The organism is Trinickia sp. EG282A, from assembly GCF_040965455.1.
Lineage (GTDB): Bacteria > Pseudomonadota > Gammaproteobacteria > Burkholderiales > Burkholderiaceae > Trinickia > Trinickia symbiotica.
On record NZ_JBFRCC010000001.1, the window covers coordinates 376,383 to 396,403 of the forward strand.

21 protein-coding genes and 1 pseudogene are annotated in these 20,021 nt (G+C 59.0%); 18 read left to right on the plus strand and 4 right to left on the minus strand.

Annotation, left to right across the window (positions count from 1 at the left end; translation table 11 throughout):
• The first annotated feature begins 137 nt into the window (after window positions 1-137).
• The 8 genes and pseudogenes from AB4Y31_RS01695 to AB4Y31_RS01730 all read left to right on the plus strand — a co-directional run bounded on the left by AB4Y31_RS01695 (window position 138) and on the right by AB4Y31_RS01730 (window position 7,307).
• Window positions 138-497: a hypothetical protein gene (locus AB4Y31_RS01695; protein ID WP_102607176.1), complete on the plus strand. Its 360-nt coding sequence runs from the start codon at window positions 138-140 to the stop codon at window positions 495-497.
• Between the two features lie 166 nt (window positions 498-663).
• Window positions 664-1,002 (plus strand): hypothetical protein, encoded by a 339-nt coding sequence (locus AB4Y31_RS01700; RefSeq protein ID WP_018442505.1) that lies wholly within the window; start codon window positions 664-666, stop codon window positions 1,000-1,002.
• A gap of 274 nt (window positions 1,003-1,276) precedes the next feature.
• A complete protein-coding gene (locus AB4Y31_RS01705; protein ID WP_368672430.1) occupies window positions 1,277-1,603 on the plus strand; it encodes a hypothetical protein in 327 nt (108 codons plus the stop codon).
• A 32-nt stretch (window positions 1,604-1,635) separates the two neighbouring features.
• Window positions 1,636-2,250: a pyridoxamine 5'-phosphate oxidase family protein gene (locus AB4Y31_RS01710; protein WP_368672431.1), complete on the plus strand. Its 615-nt coding sequence runs from the start codon at window positions 1,636-1,638 to the stop codon at window positions 2,248-2,250.
• A 250-nt stretch (window positions 2,251-2,500) separates the two neighbouring features.
• On the plus strand, window positions 2,501-4,096 hold the full coding sequence (locus AB4Y31_RS01715) for a diguanylate cyclase (protein WP_368673423.1): 1,596 nt from the start codon (window positions 2,501-2,503) through the stop codon (window positions 4,094-4,096).
• A 58-nt stretch (window positions 4,097-4,154) separates the two neighbouring features.
• Window positions 4,155-6,713 (plus strand): PAS domain-containing protein, encoded by a 2,559-nt coding sequence (locus tag AB4Y31_RS01720; RefSeq protein WP_368672432.1) that lies wholly within the window; start codon window positions 4,155-4,157, stop codon window positions 6,711-6,713.
• Window positions 6,714-6,732: 19 nt separating this feature from the next.
• Window positions 6,733-6,939 (plus strand): annotated as a pseudogene (locus AB4Y31_RS01725) (STM2901 family protein); the annotation flags it as partial.
• A complete protein-coding gene (locus AB4Y31_RS01730) occupies window positions 6,936-7,307 on the plus strand; it encodes a DUF1493 family protein (RefSeq protein ID WP_368672433.1) in 372 nt (123 codons plus the stop codon). The pseudogene AB4Y31_RS01725 and the gene AB4Y31_RS01730, both read left to right, overlap by 4 nt.
• Window positions 7,308-7,989: 682 nt before the next feature.
• Here AB4Y31_RS01730 and AB4Y31_RS01735 read toward each other — a convergent pair.
• From AB4Y31_RS01735 to AB4Y31_RS01745, 3 genes are all read right to left on the minus strand, one after another.
• Window positions 7,990-9,099 (minus strand): macro domain-containing protein, encoded by a 1,110-nt coding sequence (locus AB4Y31_RS01735; protein WP_368672434.1) that lies wholly within the window; start codon window positions 9,097-9,099, stop codon window positions 7,990-7,992.
• 16 nt (window positions 9,100-9,115) lie between these two features.
• Window positions 9,116-9,703, minus strand: coding sequence for a DUF4433 domain-containing protein (locus tag AB4Y31_RS01740; RefSeq protein WP_368672435.1), 588 nt, complete (start codon window positions 9,701-9,703; stop codon window positions 9,116-9,118).
• 237 nt (window positions 9,704-9,940) lie between these two features.
• Entirely contained in the window at window positions 9,941-10,195 is a 255-nt protein-coding gene (locus AB4Y31_RS01745) for a hypothetical protein (protein ID WP_368672436.1), read from the minus strand.
• A gap of 722 nt (window positions 10,196-10,917) precedes the next feature.
• On the opposite strand from AB4Y31_RS01745, the gene AB4Y31_RS01750 reads away from it, so the two are divergent.
• The 3 genes from AB4Y31_RS01750 to AB4Y31_RS01760 all read left to right on the plus strand — a co-directional run bounded on the left by AB4Y31_RS01750 (window position 10,918) and on the right by AB4Y31_RS01760 (window position 13,297).
• Window positions 10,918-11,478, plus strand: a complete 561-nt coding sequence (locus AB4Y31_RS01750; protein WP_368672437.1) for a hypothetical protein — start codon at window positions 10,918-10,920, stop codon at window positions 11,476-11,478.
• A gap of 169 nt (window positions 11,479-11,647) precedes the next feature.
• Window positions 11,648-12,337 (plus strand): hypothetical protein, encoded by a 690-nt coding sequence (locus AB4Y31_RS01755; protein ID WP_368672438.1) that lies wholly within the window; start codon window positions 11,648-11,650, stop codon window positions 12,335-12,337.
• A 312-nt stretch (window positions 12,338-12,649) separates the two neighbouring features.
• A complete protein-coding gene (locus AB4Y31_RS01760; RefSeq protein WP_368672439.1) occupies window positions 12,650-13,297 on the plus strand; it encodes a hypothetical protein in 648 nt (215 codons plus the stop codon).
• Window positions 13,298-13,468: 171 nt separating this feature from the next.
• On the opposite strand, the gene AB4Y31_RS01765 is transcribed toward AB4Y31_RS01760, so the two are convergent.
• Window positions 13,469-14,182, minus strand: a complete 714-nt coding sequence (locus tag AB4Y31_RS01765) for a hypothetical protein (RefSeq protein ID WP_368672440.1) — start codon at window positions 14,180-14,182, stop codon at window positions 13,469-13,471.
• Between the two features lie 103 nt (window positions 14,183-14,285).
• On the opposite strand from AB4Y31_RS01765, the gene AB4Y31_RS01770 reads away from it, so the two are divergent.
• The 7 genes from AB4Y31_RS01770 to AB4Y31_RS01800 all read left to right on the plus strand — a co-directional run bounded on the left by AB4Y31_RS01770 (window position 14,286) and on the right by AB4Y31_RS01800 (window position 19,858).
• Window positions 14,286-14,591: a cellulose synthase gene (locus AB4Y31_RS01770; protein WP_368672441.1), complete on the plus strand. Its 306-nt coding sequence runs from the start codon at window positions 14,286-14,288 to the stop codon at window positions 14,589-14,591.
• A 222-nt stretch (window positions 14,592-14,813) separates the two neighbouring features.
• Complete coding sequence (locus AB4Y31_RS01775) at window positions 14,814-15,026, plus strand: major capsid protein (RefSeq protein WP_368672442.1); 213 nt, start codon at window positions 14,814-14,816, stop codon at window positions 15,024-15,026.
• Between the two features lie 251 nt (window positions 15,027-15,277).
• Window positions 15,278-15,541 carry a hypothetical protein gene (locus AB4Y31_RS01780; RefSeq protein ID WP_368672443.1) on the plus strand — a complete coding sequence of 88 codons (264 nt, stop codon included), beginning with the start codon at window positions 15,278-15,280 and terminating at the stop codon, window positions 15,539-15,541.
• A gap of 30 nt (window positions 15,542-15,571) precedes the next feature.
• On the plus strand, window positions 15,572-17,131 hold the full coding sequence (locus AB4Y31_RS01785; protein WP_368672444.1) for a virulence factor TspB C-terminal domain-related protein: 1,560 nt from the start codon (window positions 15,572-15,574) through the stop codon (window positions 17,129-17,131).
• Between the two features lie 121 nt (window positions 17,132-17,252).
• On the plus strand, window positions 17,253-17,531 hold the full coding sequence (locus tag AB4Y31_RS01790) for a DUF2523 domain-containing protein (protein WP_368672445.1): 279 nt from the start codon (window positions 17,253-17,255) through the stop codon (window positions 17,529-17,531).
• Window positions 17,532-17,540: 9 nt separating this feature from the next.
• Window positions 17,541-18,458 (plus strand): zonular occludens toxin domain-containing protein, encoded by a 918-nt coding sequence (locus AB4Y31_RS01795; RefSeq protein ID WP_368672446.1) that lies wholly within the window; start codon window positions 17,541-17,543, stop codon window positions 18,456-18,458.
• Between the two features lie 203 nt (window positions 18,459-18,661).
• Window positions 18,662-19,858: a type II secretion system protein GspD gene (locus AB4Y31_RS01800; RefSeq protein WP_368672447.1), complete on the plus strand. Its 1,197-nt coding sequence runs from the start codon at window positions 18,662-18,664 to the stop codon at window positions 19,856-19,858.
• Window positions 19,859-20,021 lie beyond the last annotated feature (163 nt).

Consider the following 20,021-nt stretch of genomic DNA (forward strand, 5'->3'; position numbering starts at 1 on the left):
ATGACCGACAAGACCGGCCTGCAAGGGCACTGGTCTGCCGGAGCAGTTGACCGACGGCGACGGACGCGTGGCGTGGCCTTTGAAGGAATTTAGAACGCGGCGGAAAGTTTGGGGACGATCTGCAGTTCGAGATGAACATGGAAGAAATTCTTAACCCTGTAGAGATCGCTATCGATAACGAAGATAGTGACGACGGATTTTTTTCCGTTGGCTTCATATTGAACTTCGATGTAGATCAGGTGCCGCATAACATCGGCCTCTGTCGAGACGCTTACGAGAATCCTGATTCGATCTATGTCGAGCCAGATGATCAGATATATGGCTTCCGTACGAGGAACGCATCATTCACGGTTAATGAGTTGATCGTGACGATTTCGTTGCATGATGAAAATAAATTTCACTGGGATGGTTCGAAGTCGGTAAGGATCAAACTTGATCCAAAGAAAAAGGACGATGCTGTCGCGTGCCTTCGTAGGATATTTGATCTGCAACCTTGAACAGCAAGGGCCGCAGGCGCGGCTCTTCACCTGCGTTGTGACGGTCAGTCGACAGCTTGCCTGATGAGCTGATCATGGGTCCTGCCATCTTGACTACCCCGCAAAAGGTATTGGCGGAAGAAATACTTTGGTGGAAGAGGGTGCAGGATAGCGCACGGGATCTAACATGAAACTTTATCGAACGATTCAAGAGCTGCTTGGCGAACTGGATAAGCTCAACTGGGATGCTGCTCTGTTTGTTGATCAGAGCTCTTGGGCGACCAAGCCTCGGGAGACGGAGATTCTCTATCTGGAGGGGGATGATGAGCTCGAAGACGTTGTCGCTGGTACGCATTTGCCGAAGATTGCAAATGATCGAGGTATGCGGCAGTTGCTCGATGTTGAGACGTTTCGAGACGTCGTCAACTTTGAGAGAAAGCGAAAATCCGCGGCTTCAGAGGCGGACATCATTCATGCTTTAGATTGTTACCGAGAGAAAGACGATTTTTATGATCCACATCACTGAGCGCTCTAGCTCAGATTGACTGACGGGGTTCTCCGGATACGCCAAGGGCCCCTGAGCGGCCCTTCGTGCTGTGGTTGTTAGTCGAAAGCTTGCCTGATGACGATGTGCCGCTTGATGTAGTCGACGGAGAACGTGCGCGGGGAGCGGCTGATCGATGAGTCGGACGTGAGCCCGATTTCTGGCGTACGAGACTGGCCGAGCGCGGAGCTGAGCTACATTGCAGGCAGTTGGTGACCCGATATCGTGCGGTCGTTGAGAAAAGGAAGGAGCAGACATGAGCAAAGTTGACACGCGCGTTCGCAATGTGACCAGACGAGGGGCGAATCTGTTCGCCGAGTCAGGCCTTGCCCCCGAGGAATCACGGCGTTATCAACCCGAGTCGCAGGCGCTCATCAACGAAACGTTGGCACCCAAAGAGCCGCTCACGGGCGAGCATTCACCTTTTGGATCGGAGCACCAAAACCCGATGGATCGCGCATCAAAGACTGATTGGGAGTGGCTGAAAAAGCTCAAGGATGAGCAGATCGACACAAGCGACATTCCAGAGCTGAGCGACGAGTTCTTCGCCCGCGCTTGTATACTTGCCCGTCAGTACCGATAGCGCTATTCCTCACCATCCCCGAGGGCATCGCCGTGACCCATTCCATCACCACGCTCGAGCAACTCGAATCGATCTACGGCCACGCGCATGAGCGCTCGTTGTGGAAAGAAATCGACCATCTGAACGAGGACTACCAGGCATTCGTTCGAGCGTCGCCGTTCGTCGTGCTGGCTTCGGTGGGCGAAGGCGGAACGGACTGTTCGCCGAAGGGCGATCCGGCTGGATTCGTGTCGATCCTCGACGAGCGAACGTTGGCTATCCCCGATCGGCCCGGCAACAATCGAATTGATAATCTCAAGAACATCGTCGCCGATCCTCGCGTCTCTCTGCTCTTCCTGATCCCGGGCGTCGGCGAAACGCTGCGCGTCAATGGGCGCGCGCGGATATCGGTCGATCCGCAATTGCTCGCCCGCTTCGAAATTCGCGGCAAGCAGCCGCGCACGGTCATCGTCGTCAGCGTCGAGAAGGTGTACTTCCACTGCGCGAAAGCGATCGTGCGCTCGAGTCTCTGGGATCCAGCGAAGCATGTCGAGCGCTCGTCCTTGCCGAGTACCGGTGCGATGCTCCGCCGCTTGAGCGGCGGCACCTTCGATGCCGAGACATATGATCGCCAACTACCTGAAAGGACGCAGACCTCGCTCTACTGACCGCTGGCGCGAGGCCGGGCGGGCCGGAGTGTCATCTCGCGCGTACACAACATTCAGGAAATCCTTACGGCGAATCAACATTCAGGCTGGCCCACCGCAGCCGTTTACCTGTTGTAATTCATGCCTTCTATCGCGCAAATGCGCGCCGATCGTCGGCGGAGCAAAACAGCAGGCCGTTGTCGAAGCGTGACGTGACGTCGCAGCCAAGGCGAACCGAAGCGAGCTGTCGACGATGGGGGTAATCAAAGGGATGTTGCGGCGTCATCAGGCGGAGTCCCACGAAGGCTTCGCCGTGCGAAGATCGACAGCGTCGGCGCTGCGGCGATGGCTGGATGCTTTCGGCCGCCGCGTTCTGTCGCCGGCGGGCGTTTTTGCCGTAGGTGTGTGTCTCTCCCTCGGTGTATGCGGCGTCGGCTCGTGGGGGCTCTATCAGGAGCGCGAGGACGCTTACGCGCGTGCCGTGGAGAACGCACGAAATCTCCTTCTGCTCGTCGAGCACGATATTACTCGCAACATCGAGCTCTACGGCCTGTCGCTCGATGCGGTCGCCGAGGGAGTCGGTGACCCGAAGGTCATGGCATTGCCGCCTGAACTACGCAACGGGATTCTGTTCGATCGGGCGGCCGCCGCGAGGGATCTCGATGGCATTCAGGTGCTGGACGAGCGCGGCAAGCTGTTGATCGATTCGAATGGCCGGTGTCTGCCAGGAATGGACTTCTCGCGTGACGAAAGCTTCATCATGCAGCGCAAGGCTGTCGGCAGCGCGCTCCTTATCAGCAAACCCTACCTCCCCCGCTGCGGCAACGGGCGCCCCGTCATCAGTCTGAGCCGCCCCATTTTGCGTCCGGACGGATCGTTCGCCGGCGTCGTGACCGGCGCGCTGGCGATCGACTATTTCCGCGAATTGCTCGAGGGCTTGCATGTCGGCGAGCACGGTACCGCCGCCGTGATCGAAACAAACGGCACGCTCGTCGCCAGGCTTCCATTCGACGCCAAAGTGATCGGCCGAGATTTGAGCCGCGTCGACTCGTTCAAAAAGGTGATGGCGTCTGACGAAGGCACGTTCGTCGGCACCGCGTCGATCGATGGAACGCGCAAGATCTATGTGTTCAAGCGTCTCGCCGGTCTCTCGATCATCGTGGACGTCGCGCCGGCCGAACAGGACGTCTATGAGCAATGGCAAGCGCGCGTGGCGTTCGTCGGAGCGTTGATGATCGCATTCTGCGCGATCGTCGTCACCGTTAGTCTGCTGCTCAGCCGCGAGCTGAAACAGCGTGCCGACGATCAATCCCGGCTCTATCAGCTCGCCCATACTGATGCGCTGACGGGGCTCGCCAACCGGAGAAAGTTCGATCGCATCGCGCAAAGGGAATGGCGCCGGGCCGTACGCTCGGCGAGTCCCATCTCGCTGCTGCTCATCGATATCGACCGCTTCAAGGCATTGAACGACCATTACGGTCATCGCTTTGGCGATGAAGTTCTCCGCTCCGTGGCGTTGACGATCGAGCGCTGCGCTCGCCGCCCCTCCGATCGCGTCGCGCGTTACGGCGGCGAGGAGTTCGCCGCCACGTTGCCCGACACCGATGCCGCCGGCGCGCTGGCCGTGGCCGAGCGCATGCGCGAGGCGGTGGCAGGGCTCGTCATTCGCAGCCCGAGCGGCCCGCTTAGCGTGACCGTCAGCGTCGGTATCGCGTCGTGGACGATCGATGCGGCCGGACGGTGGCCTGAAACCGTCGATACGCTCATCGAGCAGGCGGACCAGGCGCTCTACACCGCTAAGGCCGCGGGACGCAATCGCGTGCATGTCGGAAATCGTGAGAACAACTCGTCGCCAATCTATTCGTAGGGCCGCCGCCGTGCTCACGCTATAGTGGCGCAATCGTCAAGTCAGTACGGGGCTCCCGGTGACGGAATCATACGAACTATTGCGGCTCAAGAGCTTCGCTCTCGACCGTGTGCGCGAGGCCGTCTATCTCATGGATCGGCACGCCCGCTTTATCTATGTCAACGAGGCAGCATGCCGAACGCTGGGATACAGCATCGACGAGCTGATGGGGATGACAGTCTCGGATATCGATCCGGCCTGGAATGCCGAGCGGTACGAGACTGCCTGGGTGACGCTGCGCGAGCGCGGGACGTCGCTCGTCGAAACGGCTCATCGTCGCAAGGACGGGCGCCTCGTTCCCGTGGAAGTCAGCACGAGCTATTTGGAATCCGGCGGGAATGAGTATGCCGTAGCACTTGCGCGCGACATCACGGCCGAGAAAGAGAAGCAGGCGCTGCTGGCGATGCGGCTCGAGCTGGAGGCGCAATTCAGCAGGCTCGCGGAGGCGACGCCCGACATCGTCTGTCGATATGATCGCCAATGTCGTCTCATCTATGCGAACTCTGGCCTCGAAGCGACGCTGCAACGGCCGCTCTCGCAAATGCTCGGCAAGACGCCCGCCGAGCATGCGATGGACGTGCGATTCCTCGAATTCGAGGCGCTGCTCGATGCAGTGATGCGCGATGGGCGGGAGCGGGATACCGAGCTGGAGTTGCCTGACATCGGTGAGGGTGTCCGGCATCACCATATCCGCCTCATCGCGGAGCGTCGCAATGACGGAGAAATCGTCGGCGCGTTCGCGATCGGGCGCGACATCACCGAGAGAAAGAAGGAGCAAGACCAACTCCATGCGAGCGAGCAGGCTTTTCGAGCCGTCGTCGAGCACTCTCCCGACTACATCACGCGCTACGACCGTGCGTACCGTCGCGTCTACATGAATCCCGCGATCTTGGCGGTCATGGGAAGGCCCGCGAGCGATGTGCTCGGCACCACGTCCGAACAGTGCTCATCGATCGTCGACGTCGCGGCGTATACCGCCTTTTTGCGCCGAGCGATGGAGACAGGTACCGAGGTGGCGCGGGAAGTGGGGATCCGCGATCCCGAGGGCCGAGTGCGCTGGGTGCATACGCGAATCGTTCCGGAATTCGCGCCCAAGGGCGACGTAGTCAGCCTGCTTGCGATCAGCCGCGACATCGACGAGCTCAAGCGTAGCGAGCAGCTCTTTCGTACGCTGACCGAAAACTTCCCTGATTTCATCGTGCGGTTCGATAGCGAGTGCAGGCACATTTATGTGAACCCCGCGGTATCGAGTGCGTTCGGCATAGCACAGGAAGACTTTATCGGTAAGAGGCTGGACGAACTCGATCTCGCGGGCGAGCCGGGACAGAACGCGCAGCTCGAAGCGTGCGTTCGTCGCGCTTTCGCGGAGGGGGTGCCAAACGAGTACGAGGCGCGGTGGCGCACCGGCGATGACTGGCACGTGTTCGAGGTCCGACACGTGCCTGAGAAGGATGAGGAGGGTAAGGTCGTCAGCGTGCTCGGTATTGCGCGCGATATCACTCGGCTCAGGATGGCGGAGCTGGCGCTCTCGGACAGCGAGCGCGCGTATCGCACGCTGGCGGAGAACGCGCCGGACCCCATCATTCGCTACGATCGCGACTTGCGGCGCATCTATGTCAATCCCGAGTTTCTGCACGTGACGGCTCAGCAACTGCACGAGGTGGTCGGCAAGCGGGTCAGCGAGGTCTCCGATTTGCCGGAATCCGTCGCCGGGAGCCTGGCGCGCCTGTTGAAAGGCGTCATTGAACATGGCGTCGCCGCCAAGGACGAATTCGCCTGGGAGCGGCAAGGTGAGCCAACGTGCTGGTTCGTGCACGCCGTGCCCGAATACGATGCGCAGGGCGACGTGCACAGCGTGCTGACGATCTGGCGTGACATCACGGAGCGCATGGAAGCGGAGCAGCGGCTGCACGAGTCGTATGAGCTGTTGAGGGAACTCGCGAGCAGACGCGAGACAGCCCGCGAAGAAGAGCGCAAGCGCATTGCGCGCGAGCTGCACGACGAGCTCGGACAACAATTGACGGCGCTTCGCATGGGCGCGTCCGCGTTACGCATGCGGTTCGGGCGCGAGAATCCGGCCGTCGCCGAGGCAATCCAGAACCTGCTGCCCTTGGCCGATACGACGATGCAGGTGGTGAGAGACGTCGTGGCATCGCTGCGGCCGGCCGTCCTCGATGCCGGGATCGTCGCCGCGCTGGAATGGGTGACGGCGGAGTTCTCGCGCACGAGCGATGCCGTCTGCCATCTGTGCGTGCCCGACGAGCAGGTGTCGCTTGCCGAGGAGGGCTCGATCGCGGTGTTTCGCATCGTCCAGGAGGCGCTGACGAACATCGCGCGTCATGCGCATGCGCGACACGTCTTCGTGACGCTCGAGCAGGCGGATGATTACTGCGTGCTCGACATACGCGACGACGGCAAGGGATTCGATCCGGTCGCCATTCGCAGAAGGTCGTTTGGGCTTGCCGGGATGAAGGAGCGCGCGATGATGCTGGGTGGTGAGATCAGCCTGACGAGCTCGCCGGGGCAGGGCACCTGCATCACGGTGCGCGTGCCGATGGGGCATGCGCAGGCGGAGTGATGCGGGTGTCACGCCCACAAAGCTGCGGGTGCGCTTGCCAATGATTACCAAGGTCGGACTTAGCGGAGTTGGGATAGGCTTTACGCGAAACCTGGGAGCGTTCGTTGGTCGTACCATTCCGGTCGTCGGTGAGCTTTTCTTGGCACGAGACGCTTTCATCATTATGCGCAATACAGTCCTGACCTATAACCGCCTCGCGAAACCAGATGACCGGGTGCCCCTATGAAAGATGCGACATGGGACCGTCTGGAGGCGTTCGCGCGGGAAGAGCTTGGCCGTCCAGTGTTCGGCGGTCAATTGATTTTACAGCCCACGTCGCGCCTTGAAGATGACCTAGGGCTGACGGGACTCGACGCGGTCGAATTCATCGACAAGTGGGCCGAGACATTCAACGTGCAGGCGCAAGGATTCCCGTACCGGCGCTACTTCAGCCCGGAAGGTCAGCAGCTACTTTCATCATTCCTGGGGCTGTTTTCCAAACGATTTCGCAGGCCGGCGCTCGTGCCGTTGACTTTGGGGATGTTGGCCGACGCTATGCGCCGTGGGAAATGGGATACCGACGAGATCGAAGCGACCGCGGATAGCGGCCATTGAGGTTGAACACCGGCTCGCCGTTGCGTCAACGCGGTTGACACTTCGTTGACAGTCGGAATAGAAAAAGGACGTAGATCTCGGTCGTTGTCAACGAGTGGCCGATCAGATCAGCGGCGAGAACACCCTCGCCGATTGCTCTAAGCTGTCGATGGGCATTGAGGCAACCGTTATTCAGCCTCACAGTCCAAATCAATGGACGGTCCCTGCCGCCCGCTGATCGCAACAGCGGCCGCGTATGCTTCGCAGACGCGCAGGAATTGGTGAGGGCAAAAAACCGTGGACAAGGTTGAACAGCGCCGCGGAGAAGTCATCTGCGCAATCCAGCATTCCGTCCGTGATGATCGATCGACGCGGGAAGGACTCTACCCACCCCGCCCATAGGTCGTGAAGTAGCGCGATCCATTCCCCCCGATGACTTGTCGTTTGGAGCGCGACGTCGTCGGGCAGCGTCATGACTCCGTCCCAAACTTCCTCCGAGATCAGATCAGTTGGTGGCCGATCGGGCTCCCCATCCGTCAGAGCAAAGTCGTCTGGTTCCAGCACTTTGCGGTGGGCGCGAAAATCGTCTGAATCAAGCCGGCGCACCATAAGGTACTCGTGAGTCGATACGCTTCAGATGGTAAACCCATGGGTCAGCGCTTGATCTTAGGAGCTGCTATCGCCCCCGCTGTCGCAGGGGAGACTATGCTGTTTCAAGTAGAGTCTCACTCGGTGCAATTCTCATCCATCCGAGCATGACCAAGTGGCGAATTGCCGTCGCAACTGCCAGTCGTTTTTCGTGTGTATTCCACGACTTTTTCCAGTCAATGATGAAGTCGAAGAGCTTTTGTTCGTCGACATCGTCGCCGGTTGCCTGCTTGAGTTGCCGGCTCGCATAAAGCACGGTCATTACTTCTTCAGCTTGTTCCGTGGACTTTATTCGGCTAAATAGATCGACTATCTTATCGATCTTCTTGCGATTGGCATTGATGTATTCGCTGTAAGAATTCGCTTCGCGCTCAAATTGGGGCGTCACCCTCATTGCGATCATGCGACCCAGTTGCTCTTCTTGGAGCCAATTTCTGTTTGCAAAAACATGTAACGCCTTCCCGACGTCCTCGGAGAACGGGCCGTAGCTACCCTTGCCGAAGATAAAGCCGGTCGGAATCCCCATTTCGGTGGCGACGTAGCAAACCTTTTGAAAGATCGTCCGGCCGACCAGGTTCGCATAAGGCTGTTGCTGCAGCTCGCGTAATATTTCGACCAAGACGGCCCATTCAGGTTTGAATGCGTCGGACTTTCGTCCCTTGCCCTCTAATGACATTTGCGTCGGTGCGCTCAGGAACTCCTCACTCAATTCCGATTTCGGAGTTCCGTAAGGTGCATACAATTCAACGTCGATGGGCAATGTTTTTAGCTTGCGGTAAATCAATGGACCAACTTCGGACCATTCTAGGCCACCGTTTCCGCAACCCAAAGGAGGCATAGCAATGCTCCTAACGCCCCACTCGGCTGAATGTGCAACGAGATAGTCCAACCCCTCCTCAATCGACTTTAGCCGAGATGGTGATCGCCAATGGTCTTTTGTCGGAAAATTAATAATTAGCTGACCGGTAAGGTCACGGTAGACGTATGGCTCACCGAGGCGAACTTGCTGGCGGTCGCATCGAGTCTTGTAGTCGTCGAACATTGCCGGGAATCTGCGCTTAAACTCCTGGGCAACGCCCTTGCCCATCACTCCTACGCAGTTGACGGTGTTGACCAGGGTTTGCGCGTCGCTGGCAAACATATCGCCTATTACAGCCTTGAACATTTGCGCGAACTCCTTCTTACGAAAAAAACATGTCTGCATCAACAGTCACTTGCAGGTTCGGCCAACCTGCCTGCACTCGGCGTGCAGTCGTTGCGTCGCGCGCATATGCGCCGAAAACGAGCGCGGCATCAACGCGATGCGGAACCAATACCTCGGCGCACTTCGCCGACTTCTTCCGCCAGTATGTGATCTGGTCATCATCAGTCCAGTCTCGCGCGAATATGCGATCGTAGTTCAACCATTCGTCCATCTGCTGCGGAGCGAGGAAGCGCACGTAGTCGCTGGACGCGTTCTGGTCGGCGATGACGGTGCCCTCAATGCCTAAGACGGCGACGGATACCCGCAACACGCACAAGTTCCCCGCCTCGTCCCTGCGCTTAGACATCATGGGGTTCCGCGCGTGAAAGTACAAGTTTGCATACTGGTGCAGTTTCAGGCCTCGAGGAACGTGTTTCTGATCGCGTCTGTCTTGGACCGGTTGCATCGCTACTGACTTATGGGCGAGCCTTGCGGCTTGCTCATAGGAGACGATCCCATATTGCAGAACCGATGGCAGGTTGACGATCGGCATGATGCAATGGAATTCAGTAACGCGTGGGTCCATGGTGACATTTCTTGTACGTGTGATGCCGTTGGTGGACCGCTACTTCGGCGTGCGCTGAAAGCGGTGCCGCGACTTTTCAGTCGGTAGGCGGGTGAGCTTTGACCGGTGGCTCCATCGAGATTTTACACTCCGGTCAATCTCTAAAAAACCGCGCGGTTCCCGGCGCGCCGCGCCAGTCTGGCGCGGCTTCCGAGCAACGTACGCTGAAGTTCTGATGGATGACGGTCGTGCGCCGCCTCAGGTACCGCTGACCGGGGTATGCGGTCCGCGTTCGCTTTGCACGGCGCGCAGCAGCGCGCCACGGGCATGATTGAGATCAGCTTCAAAGGCGCCGAATATGGCGACTTGGTCAGGCAGGGAAAGGCCGGCAAAAGCGGCAGCAACATCTTCGGCAGCCAGTAGGCAGGCTAGGGCGCTGAGACGGTCGATGCTGACCATTGCGACATCAAGGTGAGACTGCAGAAGCGTGGGATCTGCGACGGTAAAGTGCATTGCATGCGCCTCCTCTTGCGGGTTCGACAACCCGGACCCAATGCCAAATGAGGTGGCCGGGCACAAGACAAGGTTGGCATACCGGCGCAAAAGGGAACCGGCGAGCCCGAAGGCTCCCCCGTCAAGGCCCGACCATAGGGGAGCGCAAGACGCGCAGGCGAAAGCCCGCCGATTTCGGTCGGCCGCCTGCCTTTTGCATTTCCGGATGCCAATCCAGGTGTTCGCTGTTTCGAACACGCCGCAATCATAGTGACGCTGCGGTTGTGGATCAAGGCATGGGGCGACTAATCGGACGACATTACGGAGTCCGCGGCTGATGCGCTGTAGCCGTCAGAGCCGCTGAACTCATCGCGAGGATTGCGCAAAGGCGTTCGCCTGCGACGCCAGAATATTAGACACTGTCTAATATTCTGGCGCCGTCGCAAAGAAAAGGGCCTAGCATCTCTGCTAAGCCCTTGAATTTCTTGGTAGGCCGTACTGGATTCGAACCAGTGACCAACGGATTAAAAGTCCGGGTTGGAACTCAATAAAAACAAACAGATTTGGTGTTGTCCTGCTCCGCAATTCGGCCGATTCTGTAGATGGCCGAAGGCGCGCCGCTGGGGCGATCTGAGACATTGCGGAGCAGGTCGAGTCCGGGAATCGGGGTGGGGGTGGACTGCTTTTGGTGGTAGCGTGAGCGACGATAACTGTTCTTGTGCAACGGAGTGGGCATGTCTCCTGTGTTTGAGAAAGGGCTGTTGGACCGTTTCCCGTCCCTGTTCGCGATCAACGACGACTGGGCTGAACGAGGCGTGACAGAGCACTACCCAATAGCGTGCGGCGACGGGTGGTTTTCGCTTATTGAGCGCGCGTGTCTGACGCTGACTGAGCTCGAACGTCGCTATCAAGACTTTGGTTGTGTCGAGCCGTGGCTACCGCAGGCTGCTGTCTATACCGACGATTCGACCGGTCATGAGGGCCTATTGCGGTTTGACTTGCGAGATCTCCCGGTACGTGAGGGCACGCCGTTGACCATGGCGGCCCGCCGTTTCATGCTGGCGGAGGGAATGACTTGGATGGCGAGCGAGATAAGCCGCGATGTTTGCGAGGTGTGTGGCAATCCAGGCCGGTATGAGCGCGAGCGTGTGCGGTGTGTCTCGCACCTGCACGTATCGACGCGCGATGCATCAGCAGACGCCGCTCGCAAAGTGGCTGATTTGGTGGCGCGGGCCGTGAGTCCGGGCGGGGCTCGCGGATTCATCATCAAGGTGCCAACTAAGAAGCGACCGCCGCGCGGTTAAGCATAGTTGAGGTTGCTTAGAGGTACGCCGTTCGATCTGAGAGGCGTGGCAATGGGACGCAAGCAGACACCTCGTTCGCTGAAGCGTTGCTAAAGAAGCGCGTCGTAGCTGTCGATAACAAGCGATGGGCGTAAACGCTCGGCACGCCGCTATTGTCGGCGATGCTAGAATGGCCAAAAACGGAGAAAAAGCGATGGCGGACCTCGTATCCAGGCAGCAGCTGATCGATTTTCTGACGGCATTGCCGAGCCGGGGGGCAAGCAGTATCCGAGAAGGTTTTGCTCAACTTAGCGCTCGTGGCGAGCAGTCCTTTCCAAAACTTGTCGAAATTGGTGAACAAACCCTTAGCGGTGTGGCTGCGCCTGTCGGCGACGTCGCTGTTGAACTGGGGGTATCCGAGGGTATCGCAGATCTGATGCTGTCTGCATCCTCGATGACGATGTACGCCTGTGGTCGGTATGCTGGCGAACTGACGCCGAATGAATTGTCGGGTGTATTGTTGGAAGCTGGGCTGCTAGCGAATGAGGACGTTGGCAGACAGCTGGAGCCGTTTTTCGCGCTGGTGTTAGAGAGGCAGTCTCAGCTACGGGTGGACATCGAGAGGCAGGACGACGCGCGATCTGTGTTGCCGAACCTCATGCGGTTCGATCTGAATGTCGATGTGCGAGTGAAGTTTCAGAAGAACGAGGTCAAGTCTTTCCTGCCGGTGGTTATCGGACATATGGACACCGACGCCGAAGGACAGCTCATCTGGTTTCAGATGACGAAAGAGCAGCTGTTACGGTTGCAAGAAGATATAACGGATGTGCTCGACCAGGTCGCAGCCGTCGAAGCCAAGTTGTCGAGCTTCGGAGGGTGACATGGGTACGGCGGGAACAATAATGAACGTCGCTGTATTTGGCGACTGGCAGGCTTGGGCGATTACGGGGTTGGGATCGGTGTTGTTGTGGGGCCGACTGGGAAGGACGAAGGTCAGAGCGTATGTCCTGTCGCAGTGGCTTGATAGTTTCATGAAGGATGAAGGATTCCTCCGCGTCAGTGTGGAGCTCCTTCTGTTTGTAGGGATCGGCACTATATTAGCGTTAGGAATCTGTCAACCGGCGAGCTTCACGCAGGCGTTGGGCGCCGGTTTTGGATGGACCTCGTTGGTTGCCAAGCAAGGAAGATAGCCATGGAATCGAAGTTATTAGCCGAAAGGGCATATGTATGGATATCCAACATATGCTTGTTTGGAGTCGTGGCAATTGCGATTGCGTATGACCGGGTTTCGATGCCCGAAGCGGCAAAGACGGGTCTTTTTTGGGCGGCTATGGGGCTGGGTGTTGTGTCGTTTGCGTCATATGCAGTTCGCAGGAGTCGCTTGGCGTGCGAGGCTAGATCGGAAAAATCTGCGGAAGTGAGTGCAGCGACAGCCAGCAGCAACGTTGCGGTTGGTCCTGCTCAGCAGGATCAGTTGACCGCGCGGAATAAGGAAGCTGATTCGCCCAATTCGACTAGGCTTGTATCCATAAGCGGGTCAGTTCGTCTCAGCAAGCAAATTCACGGCGCGCTGTTGCTGGACGAGATTGAATTGCTCGAGGAGATGGAGCGTTCCTTTTCAGCCAAACAGCGGTACACCGTAACGATTAGAGCCTTGGAGCAGAACGAGCCTGTGAAGCTCCAGGAGCTTCGCGAGCTGGTTTATCTAAGGAAGGCGAGTTTTGAGGTCTTGGCGGGAGGCGCTGCTCTCGGGAAGGTTCGAAAAAATCCGAGCAAGTTTGTGAGACAGCCCGCACATTCGCCTCGAACGGTGGACATCGTTGAAGGGTTGCTCGTCTAGACACTTTTGGACCGTTACGGAAAGGCCCGCATTTCGCGGGCCTTTTTTCGTCTAAGCGTGTGGTGATCGCAGTCGGGCCAGTTTCGTGACAACTCGAAAGCTCGGCGCCCGGGAGTTATTCAGCGCAACGTCATTGTGCTATGGGGGCGATGTTCGCTCGTTCGAGCGTGGTCATTCCGGCGTCTTCTTAAATTCTTCGTCGAGCTCCCGTTCTTGCGATCGCTGTTGGTCGATTAGCGTGTCAACGTAGCCTATTTCTCGCAATCGTTCGAGCATGACTTCTATGTGGTGCTTTCGGGCGCTCACGATTCGTTCGGTAAGCTCCCGATGTCGAGAGTTTCCGAGCGCGGACGATACTTCTGTGGCACCTAGTTGAATGCTCGTATTGATGGCTACGCGAAAGAGGCTTGCGAGTTCAGCCTTGGTGAGTGTGGCTTCTCCGGCGTTTGGCCGGTTCTCGGTACGCCGCTTTTCTATATATCTCACTAGTGACTGCGCGACGGCCTCGAGTGCAGACATGCAAGTCCGAAAATACTCGGTGGAGTACGGGGTTTCATTGGGCAGAAATGTGCCGAAGCTGCCGGGAAACGCGAGGTTTGGTTGGGGAGCAGTGTGACCGGCCTCGTAGTCCGTGAGACCAGTCGACAGCCAGAACGCATGTTCGGGGAACAGCTTGCACAGCGCTTCAAGCATCTCAAGCGACGGTCGGGTCACTCCCGCCTGAACGTGGCGCCATTTGACCGCTTTGATGCCGGTCGCTTCTTCCAGCGCCTTCCAATCGTTGCGCCCTTTGTTGAACCACTGGGCCATTAGCAAGATGCGCAGTTCGACGTTGTATGCGGCAGAACTTGGCTCGTTCTGCTTGACATGGGTGCTATTCGTCATTATCTTACTCACAGGCGTAAAAAATTTACGCCGCGAAGTTAAAAACCTATTTTGCCACTTCCGGGTCAGGGTGCCCATTCTTTTCATGTGAAAGGAAATTGAAATGAATAAGCAGAAGGTGACGATTCTTCAGGTTATCGAGCGTGGCGGCATCTCGAAGAAAAGCGGGCTGCCATGGAAGGTGCATTCCGCTCAATGCATCCTCGAGCAGGAGAGTGAGAAGGGCAAGGAACTGCTCGTGGGGACGCTTAACTTGCCCGAGAGTCTTCAGAACTCGACGCCTGGCGATTACCTCGCTGAGTTCGCTTTCTATCAGTCGATGGAAGGGCGACTTGAGCCGCGTGTGGTGTCGCTGGTGCCTTTTGGCATGCCGAGGGCCAAGCCGGCGTCTGCATCAGCGTCCGCTTGACGGACTGGGTGTCGACCTGTGGGCCGTCTGTCCTCATTTGCGGTTGATCCGGTTTCGGCTCAACTAGCGCTACTGAACGTGCTTCTAGCCGTGAATCTGATTTGTAAAGGGATTGCGTACGTGACACGCGTGTTGTTTCGTCGCGACCCTCCGAAGAAGTCGATTCGCTCGAAAGTGGCCCACTCGGGCGAATCCTAATCAACGGGCCGCGAGGAAACCAAGATGAAGGACCTGAAAAAGAAGTTGGCTGTTGTCGCTGCTGGTGCTGCTGCCTCGACGGGCGCTTTTGCGCAAGCGTCGGGCGTGGACGTGACGAGCACCGTTTCGTCGATCAGCGCTGTGTCTTCGTCGATCGTTGCGATCGGCGGCGCAGTGCTCGGCATCGTCGTCGTGGCGTGGGGCTACCGCGTCGTGAAGGGCTTCCTCGGTCGTTGATCGGGGAGGCGGCAGCGATTAAAGGCGTCTGGGCAAAACCGGACGCCTTTTTTTCTGGTGGGGCGCGTTATGACCAGAGATCGATTGTGGTTTGCAGGCTGTGTGAGTCGTGCTGATGTGGCGGCGCGTCGTGCGCGTTTGATGCGGTTTCGCGCGTATCGGTCGTGGGTGAATCGGCGTGTGGCGGGTGCTTCGGTGCTTGGTCTTTGCGTCGGTGCTGTGGCCGTTCGCTGTTCGGTGCAGGTGCTGCGATGGCTGTGACGGCGATTGTGTGCGGCCCCGATGGCGTGAGCGGCGTCACGTATGCGCAGGTGAACGGGCAGCAGGTGAGCTGCGGCACCGATTCGTCGGGCGCGACGCTGTATTTGCAGGTCTCGACGCTCAGCGGCGATCAGCCGGTGCAGGGCGGTGACGTGGCGGGCTTGCAGATCGGCGGGGCGGTGCTTGGGGTGCTGGCGATCGCGTGGTGCGTGCGCGCGCTGCGTGACTTTTTGAACACGACAGGGGAGGTCTAGCGATGACTTGGTATTACGAGGTCGTGGCTATTGTCAGCGCTACGTGTCTGGTGGCTGGTTACATCATTTTCGGCTAACGCTATGTGGAAAAAGATCGTTTTGCTTTTCACGCTGGTGGCGATGTCGTGTCAGCAGGCGGCTAATGCGCAGGCGCTGCCTGTTCTGGAAGCGTCGTTTGGTGGCGTCATGAATGAGGCTATTGGCGGTGCCGTGGCGGCGAATTTGGCGCGGCGGGGCATTACGGTCGCGGCCAACGATGCTGTGTTCCAAAGCACCATGAACTTCATCGGTACTGCGGTAAATGACGCGAATTATGCGAGCGCCGCGGTGACGACGGTTGCGGCGATTGCAGGTGCGCCGGTATGGTTGACGACGGCTTTGGGGCTTGGTGCGTTGGCCGCTGTTGGCGGAGTGGCATGGGGGATTTATCAGTTCACCCAGAACAACGGCACGGGGACGCTGCCGAATGGTCAACCTGTGCCTGCGTCGCTGTCGCTCACGCCATCATCTACGGGTGCGGGGACCGGGACGCTGGCGTCGCCTGCGCCTGTGGGCTTCTATCAGCTCTACAACAACAACAGTTGCAATTCGTTCACTACGACGAACTGTCCGACAGGGTTGCCTACGACGGTGCCGACGAACTTGCCGTATGAGGCGTCGGTTGATAACTATACGTTTGTGGCGTGCGTGAGCGGCGCTGATTGTGCGCAGCAGCTTGGCGCGATATTGCAGCAGAAGACCTGCGGCAATGGTGCGATGGTGACGAACTGTGTGCTTAGCTATCAATCGCAGGGCATGCAGGGCGTGATTGGCGGTCAGCCTACCGAGACGTTTATTACTCGGTTGGACTATGACAACTACACCGTTGATCCGAGTACTGGACAGCAGGTGATTGGCACGCACAGCTTTGCGACGACGGGTGGTGGGGGGGTGACGCCGAATTATGGGTACGTTGCGCCTGCGCAGCCGGTGACGGGTAGTTTGTCGTCGCTGCCTATCACGAGTTCGATGCTTTCGCAGCCGTTGCCTGCGGCTTTGACGGCTCAGATGGCTAATCAGTTGTGGCAGAACGCTGCGGCCAAGCCGGGTTATGTGGGTGAGCCGTATTCGTCGACCAATCCGATTACTGAGGCCGATGTTGGTTCGGCGTCGGTGCACCCGACTTTCGGTGATTTGGTGGAGGGTCTTCCTGCCCCGTCCGGGTCTACTACGGTGCCGATTGCTCCGACGGGTATCACGCCGGTTACTAACCCGGGCACGGGTACAGGTACTGGCACGGGTATTACGTCTCCAGCGTCGAGTGTTGATCCTTGTGCGATCGATCCTAGTGCGTCTGCTTGCGCGCCTTTGGGGTCCGCTCCGGCTGCTCCGCCTATTCCAACGAGTTCGACGAGCGTGGCTATGTCGCCGTGGAGCGTTGGTCCGGCTGATGGGGCTTGTCCATCTCCGAAGACGTTTGAGGTGTTCGGCTCGTCCTATTCGTTGGCGTTTGATCCACTCTGTTCGCTCGTGCAGAGCATTCGGCCTGTCGTGCTGGCGCTGTGTGCGCTGGCCGCGGCGTTCATTGTTGCTATGGGGGTGACGGCGTGAGGGTGATCGTGGTTTGTTGTTTGTTGATGGCGGCGTTTTTTGCCTACATGGTTTCGTCGGTGGTACATGAGACGGATCGTGCGAATGATGCTGTGGATCAGGTGATTGCCAGGTACGCGCGATGACATGGGCGACGTGGCTGCTGGGGCTGGTGCAGCCGCTTATCGTCAATGCGCTGATTGCGTTGGGCGTCGGCGTATTGACGGTGGGCGGCATCGACCTGGCTGTGAATCAGGCGCTGTCGTGGCTGCAATCGTCGGTCGGCGGCATTCCTGCGGATCTGGCGAACCTGCTGGCGATGGGCGGGATTTTTCAGGGCTTTGGGTACATCGGTGGGGCGATCAGCGCGCGCGTGGCGATGGCGGGAGCGTCGAGCATGAAGAAGTTTTTTATCAAGTGAGGCGGCGCTATGGCTATCACGCTGGTTACCGGGGTGCCGGGTAGTGGCAAGACGTTGTGGGCGGTTGCATCCCTGTTGAAAGAGATCAAGGCGGGGCGTCGTGTCATCGCGAACGGCATCAAGGGACTGGCGATTGATCACGAGCTGTGGGACGACGACATGGTGCGCGAGTGGCACAAGCACTGTCAGCCCAATGACGTGATCGTGATTGATGAAGTGCAGCGCATCTGGCCTCCGGTGTCGGCCTCGGTGAAGGCGACCGAAGACATTGAAAAGCTGCACGTGCACCGGCATTACGGCGTGGACATTCTGGTGATCACGCAGCATCCGAACCGCATGAACAAGACGATCCGCGATCTGGTCGGGCGTCATGTTCATGTGCGTCGGCTGTTTGGTGGCCGTCGCGCAATGATCTACGAGTGGGATAGCGCGCATAACCCGAATAGCGGCCTGCGCGATGCGGTCAAGCATGTGTGGCCGTACCCGAAGAAGGTGTTCGAGCTGTACACGAGCGCCGAGCTGCACACGAAACCGAAGGCGGTAACGCCTAAGGCGCTGTTCATCCTGCCGATTGCGCTGATTGTTGCGGTTGTGCTTGCGTGGAAGGGCTTCAAGAGCGTGTCGGGCGGCTTCGGTACTCATGGCGAGGCGATGGCCGCAGAAACGCCTGTGGCGGCTTCTGGTGCGTCCGGTGGGGCGGGTGTGCCGAAGGGCGCGGCGTCGACGAAGTGGCGGGTGGCGGGTCAGTACGCGATCGACGGGCGGGGGTATGTGCTCTTGGCTGATTCGACTGGGCATTTTCGGCGTGAGTCGGCAGACGACTTCAAGGGCGAAACGCTCGGCGTGACGGGCACGGTCGATGGGGAGCGGGTGGCGGTGTGGACGGGGCAAGCGGGTAACGATAAGGCCATTGGGGGAAGCAAATGAAGCGGGTAATCGGGGCGGTGTGCGGGGTGCTGCTTTCATGGTCGGTGTTCGCGGCGGATTCGGTGCCGCCGATTCCGACGTTGCCATTGCCGCCGGCGTCGGGTGTCGTTGTGCCGGCGCTGGTGTCGGAGCCGATGCCGGCTGTTCCGCTCAGGCCGTTGCCGCGCGTGAAAGGCGGGGCGTTCGATCTGCGGTTCGTCAACGTGGGCCAGCTCGTCGATCTGCTGTACGGCGATGCCATGCACGTGCCGCACGTGATTAGCTCGGAGGTCCTGCAGGACACGCGGCTGGTGTCGTTCCAGTACGACGGCAAGGCGGGCGATCTGCATACGTTCGTGAAGGTCTTCCTCGACTCGCAGGGCTTCAAGGTCGAAACGCGCGATGGCGTGGACTTCGTGTCGACGAAGCCAGCCGAGGAGGTCAAGCAGCCCGAGCACGAGACGTATGTGTATCACCCGCGTTATCGCACGGCGGACTATCTCGCCCAGGTGGTGCAGCCGCTGTTTTCGGGGCGCATGACGGCTTCGGCGGCTCCGGTCGGTGGGCTGGTGCCGTCCGGTGTGGCAGCGGCCCCTGTGGGCGCTTCCGGTGCCGCCGCGATGCCTGCGCCGTTGCCTATGCCGGCAAAGTCGGGCGTGTCGGCGGCTGACGATCTGGTGTTTGTCGGTTCGCCTTCCGAGATTCGGAACGTCAAGCAGCTGTTGCCGCAGCTCGACCGGGCCGCTGGTGAGGTGGTGGTGCGTGGCTGGGTGTATGAGGTCAACACGGAGAACGACCACAATTCGGCGTTTTCGATCGCGGCCAAGGTGCTGAACGGCATCGGCGGGCAGGTGTCGCTGTCGAACGGGCCGACAGCGCAGGATTCGACGGCGATCCGTTTCACGAGTAATTACCTCAATTTAGCGATTTCGGCGCTCGATGCCGATACGCGGTTCAAGCAGGTCAGCGATCCGCATGCGCGCGTGGTGTCCGGTTCGAGCGTGCGGCTTAACGTGGGCTCGCAGGTGCCGACACTCGGCAGCATCAGCTATCAGGGCGTGAGCGGCACGCCCGTCCAGTCCGTGCAGTATCAGGATGCCGGTTTGATCTTCGATGTGCAGCCGACCGTGATGGCCGACGCGATACAGGTGGAGCTGCAAGAGCAGATGTCTAGCTTCGTGGCGACGACGACCGGCGTGAACAACTCGCCGACGAAAAATACGCGGCAGATGAGCACGACTGTGAGCATGAGGGACGGCGAGGTGATCGTGATCGGTGGGCTGGTGCAAGACTCCGACTCTTCAAGCCGGAATAGCGTCAGCTGGTTGCCACGTTTCATGGATGGTCATGGGTCGTCGAGGGGCCGTACGGAAGTTCTATTGGTTTTGCAGGTGGCGCGGGTCGGTGCGCCGAAGACGTAGGCGGTTGCGCTGGGGTCAAGGCTCGCGACAGCGACCCGGAGGGCTAGGCCTTGACGCCAGCTGTGCCTACATACGCTCGTGCATGGGATGAGTCGGCCGTAGGACGGCGCAACCCATGCCGAACCGGATGGCGATGCTGAGTAAGCGGTGGAGCTTGATAGAA